General features: G+C 66.5%; 4 protein-coding genes and 2 tRNA genes. 1 reads left to right on the top strand and 5 read right to left on the bottom strand.

Features of this window, described 5'->3' with window-relative positions; all coding sequences use genetic code 11:
- Window positions 1–311: 311 nt before the first annotated feature.
- The 4 genes from JZ791_RS43495 to JZ791_RS43510 all read right to left on the bottom strand — a co-directional run bounded on the left by JZ791_RS43495 (window position 312) and on the right by JZ791_RS43510 (window position 2,139).
- Complete coding sequence (locus JZ791_RS43495; protein ID WP_498049420.1) at window positions 312–998, bottom strand: TnsB C-terminal domain-containing protein; 687 nt, start codon at window positions 996–998, stop codon at window positions 312–314.
- Window positions 999–1,070: 72 nt separating this feature from the next.
- Window positions 1,071–1,143, bottom strand: a tRNA-Arg gene (locus JZ791_RS43500).
- A gap of 97 nt (window positions 1,144–1,240) precedes the next feature.
- Window positions 1,241–1,330: transfer RNA gene (locus tag JZ791_RS43505), tRNA-Ser, on the bottom strand.
- A gap of 86 nt (window positions 1,331–1,416) precedes the next feature.
- A complete protein-coding gene (locus JZ791_RS43510; RefSeq protein ID WP_216903736.1) occupies window positions 1,417–2,139 on the bottom strand; it encodes a dienelactone hydrolase family protein in 723 nt (240 codons plus the stop codon).
- A 124-nt stretch (window positions 2,140–2,263) separates the two neighbouring features.
- Here JZ791_RS43510 and hisC point away from each other — a divergent pair, with 124 nt between their 5' ends.
- On the top strand, window positions 2,264–3,343 hold the full coding sequence (hisC, locus tag JZ791_RS43515; RefSeq protein WP_216903739.1) for a histidinol-phosphate transaminase: 1,080 nt from the start codon (window positions 2,264–2,266) through the stop codon (window positions 3,341–3,343).
- Window positions 3,344–3,347: 4 nt separating this feature from the next.
- Here the strand turns inward: hisC and JZ791_RS43520 are convergent, their stop codons facing one another.
- Window positions 3,348–4,253 (bottom strand): alpha/beta hydrolase, encoded by a 906-nt coding sequence (locus tag JZ791_RS43520; protein WP_308163499.1) that lies wholly within the window; start codon window positions 4,251–4,253, stop codon window positions 3,348–3,350.
- Window positions 4,254–4,491: the final 238 nt, after the last annotated feature.

Raw genomic sequence — 4,491 nt, forward strand, 5'->3', positions numbered from 1 at the left:
AAACGACTACTCAGTGAGCACCACCTCCTGGATCGACGGGTCCTGCCCTTGCGTACTTCGGTCTTGCTGTTCTTCCTTGCTTCTTCGTCCCCTTCCGGGCGGTCCGGCCGACTACACCGGATTAGCGCCTCCGCCGGAAGGGGACGGTCGAACTCGTGCTTCCGGGTAGCTCACCTACCCGGCCAACTCGCCTTCTCATCTGCAACAACAGCGACTGTATACCGGCCCACACCGAATGTCTACCCCCGACACCACAGATTTTCCTCTGTCAGTGTCGAGTGCTTATTTCAGGCGAGGTAGACGGTTTCGGATCATCCCGACCGGGGGTAGATCCGGTGCACCCGAGCAGCGGGGCAGGAAGAGGCGATGGGCATGACGGCACTGGTGCTCGATGATCTGCACCATGACACCGACCTGGTGACGCCCCAGCGGGCGCGGGCGATGATGCGCGAGTTGCTGGCGTCGGCGTCGGGGGTCGTACTCGCCGATGCGATCCAGGTGTTCGACGAGACGCCGATCTCGGAGTGGGTACGCGGGTGGTAGATGCCTGTGATGTACCGGCCGATCGCCTCGTCGAGTTCACGCAGCGACAGCGCCGGCGTGGTGACGGGTTTGCCGTGGACCAGGTGGCCAGGCAACTCGGTGAGCAGTTCGGTGTTGATGCTGGCGAACAGCCGCTCCACCTTCCCGCGGCCCTGGGGCCGGGCCACGGTCGAGTGCACGATCGCGAACTTCAGGATCGGCCGCGACCGGGCGAGGTGGTCCCTGATGAAGTCGCTGCCGTGGTCGACGTAGAGCATCTCGGGGGTTCCGCACATCGGCCAGGCCGGATCGGATGTGGTCCAGATCGCCTGCCGCAAGGCGAGGGAGGTGTTCAATGCCGATGGCGCGCCCAGGTTCACGGTGTAGCCGGGCACCGCACAGGAGCAGTCATCGATCACTGCGGTCAGCCACGGGCGCCTGTGCTTTCCGGCCTCAACGATATGGAGACGCGGCATGAACAACGGGGAATTACCGGGGAAAGAGGGTTATCGAATGACAACCCAGCCCCTGTTTCTGCTGGTACAAAGCGCGCCCGGAGAGACTCGAACTCCCAACCTTCTGATCCGTAGTCAGATGCTCTATCCGTTGAGCTACGGGCGCATGGTACTGAAGCGTTTCGAACTCCCAACCTTCTGATCCGGAGTCTATTGACGCTCAGTCACGTCATATTCAGTTGTGGCGCCCGGCGAACCGGACGTGGCGGAGGCGAGAGGATTTGAACCTCCGGTCCCCGTGAAGGGACAACTCATTAGCAGTGAGTCCCATTCGGCCGCTCTGGCACGCCTCCTGGAGCCTTCTCTTCGAGGGCCCGGTCCTTTCGAACCGCCGAGACGCAAGAGTACAGAGCATCCGGTCAGGACGCAAAACGGCTGGTCAACGAAGGTGTGCGTCGAACCAGTCGAAGATCCTCGTATGGGCGGCAACGAGAGCCTCTGCCTCGGCTTCCAGCACGGCGCCCGGATGGTCCGGCCGGTGACGCAGGCCCGGATAGCTCACCACCAGGGTGGCCACGGCGGCCGATGCGGCCGCCTCACGCAGATGTTCGACCTGTTCGGCGGGAGTTTCGGGATCGTCTTCCCCGTACAGGCCCAGCCATGGCGCGCGCAGCCGGGGCGCGGCGTGCAGCAGCGCGTCCGCGCGGTCGGTGAGCGGTTCGGCGATACCGGGCGCCGAGACGCTCACCGCGGCGCCGATCGGGCGGTCGGTGGCGACCAGCAGGGCCGCCGTCCCGGCGCTGTCGAAGCCGAGTACGCCGGTGCAGTCCGGGAAGACCCCACGCTCGACCAGCCAGTCGAAGCACGCGTCGAAATCGGCGAACAGCTCCTCGCCGAACACCCGCTCCCCGTCCGCGTCGTCGCGGTGGAACAGATTGGGCGCCACCACGATCCATCCCTCGCTGGATAACGACGCCATCAGCTCCAGCAATGTGTCGGCGAACTCCCGCGTTTCGTGCAGCACGATGATCCCGCCGCGCGCACTGCCGTCGGGTTCGAGCACCCGTATGGGTACTCGAGCCGCCGACCCGAACTCGCTCTCCTGCGCCCGGACCGCGCCCTTTTCGCGCGCGGGCGCACTGTCCCCATAAATGCCCGCCATGGACCAAGAATAGTTCGCTTGGATAACTTTCGGGAGAAGTCGCATGTAAGGACCGACGGGGTCGAATTTCCCGGCTGCAACCGGTCCGTGATCGACCACGGCGGGCACACTCTACTGTGGGAGTGTGACCGCTCGTATTCGTCCGGACCTCGCGTCCATCCCGGCATACAGCCCCGGCCGCAGCTATCCCGGCGCGGTCAAGCTGTCCAGCAATGAGTCCACCCTGGGCCCGTTGCCCACCGTCGCCAAGGCGATCGCCGAGGCCGCCGAACAGGCCCACCGGTACCCCGACAACCAGGCCAGCGAACTCCGCGCGGCCCTCGCGACATTCCACGACGTGGCGGTGGAGAACGTCGCGGTCGGTTGCGGCAGTGTCGCGCTGTGCCAGGAGCTGGTCCAGATCACGTGTGACGCGCCGACCGACGAGGTGGTCTTCGCGTGGCGCTCGTTCGAGGCTTATCCGATCGTGACGCAGGTCGGCAACGCCACCGCGGTGCAGGTGCCGCTCACCGAGGGCCTGGCGCACGATTTCGACGCGATGGCCGCCGCGGTCACCGAGCGCACCCGGCTGATCTTCGTCTGCAATCCGAACAACCCGACCGGGACCGCCGCCGGCCGCGCGGAGATCCTGCGTTTCCTGGACGCGGTGCCGAACCACATCCTGGTGGTCCTGGACGAGGCCTACTACGAATATCTGCGGCTGCCCGAGCAGGATCATCCGAACGGCGTCGAGATCGGTCGCACCCGCCCGAACGTGCTTGTGCTGCGCACCTTCTCGAAGGCGTACGGCATGGCGGGACTGCGGGTCGGCTACGCCATCGGCGATCCGGAGGTGATCACCGCGCTGATGAAGGTGCACATCCCCTTCAGCGTGAATCGGATCGCGCAGGCCGCGGCGATCGCCTCGCTCGACGCCCGGCACGAACTGCTCGACCGCACCGACGGCACGGTCGCCGAACGGGCCAGGATGCGCACCGCGCTGCTGGCGGCCGGGTACCGGATCGTGCCCACCGAGGCCAACTTCGTCTGGCTGCCGCTGGGTGCGCGCAGTGCCGAATTCGGCGAGGCCTGCGCGGAGGCCGGAGTGCTGGTACGTCCCTACGGCGCCGACGGTGTGCGGGTGACCGCCGGTGACCCGCACGAGAACGATCTGTTCCTGGCGTTCGCCACCGATCCCGACACCGTTCGCCGCTTTCTGGGCTGAGATCTCAGTCGACGCCCAGCGCACCGGCCAGCGTCGGCCAGGCCCGCGGCAGTTCGGCGGCCCAGTACGGCCACGAATGGGTGCCCACAGGCCGTAGATCCGTCGTCGCCGGGATCTTCATCCGCCACAGGCGGTCGGCCAGCGCCATGGTGCAGGCGTAGGCCCCGGTCTCGAGCGGTCCACCGAAGACGACCGAGGTCCTGGCATCGGGATTACCCGGGCCGTCGAACGCCCCCGGCAGGCCGCTGCCCGCGGACAGGAACAGGGCCGTGCCGCGCAGATCGTCCGCGTGGGTCATCACATCGTGTGCGAGCCAGTCCGGATCGGCGCCGCCGCCGAACATGTTGTCCGGATCTCCGCCGTAGGTCCGCACCACGGCACGGGCCTGCGCCTGCCCGACCTCCGAGCCCATCGCGTAGCAACCGCTGTGCGCGGCGACCGCGCGGTAGGCGCCCGGGTGCCGCATCGCCAGCATCATGGCCGCCTCGGCGCCCATCGAGACACCCTCGAGCGCCTTGCGGCCGTTGCCCTCGAATCGCTGGTCGATCAGCGGCGGCAGCTCGCTGGTCAGGAAGGTTTCCCATTTGTTGTTACCCAGCACCGGATCCGCGCGCTGCCAATCGGTGTAGTAACCCGCCGGACCGCCGACAGTGAACACCACGTTGACATTCTTGTCGGCGAAGAATTTCACCGCGCCACCCTGCTTGGACCAGTTGTTGCCGCTGTTGCTGGCACTTCGCCCGTCGAGCATGTAGAGCGTCGGGCGCGGACGACTGCGATCGGCGGGCAACAGAAGTTGCACCTGCACCGTGCGCCCCATCGCCGGAGACCTCACGAACAGCCGCAACCACCGATCGGTGATCGGCTCGATACGATCCAGCGCCGCCACGACCGGCCGCGGATTGTCCACAGGAACCTTCGGATCCGGACCATCACTCGACCCGCTCCCGATCGGCGCCCCAGCGACCGCCGGCGACACCCCGAGCACCACCGCACCGAACGACAGTGCGGCACAGGCCAATGCGCCGGCTACCCGACGCCATGTCCGGCGGCGTCCCATACCCGACATATTGCCAGACCCCCCGACCGATTCCTCCCACGCAATACCAAATAGACATGAAAGTGATCAGCAACACACAAGCAACCAT

The sequence above is a fragment of the Nocardia alni genome (genome assembly GCF_019038435.1).
Lineage (GTDB): Bacteria > Actinomycetota > Actinomycetes > Mycobacteriales > Mycobacteriaceae > Nocardia > Nocardia alni.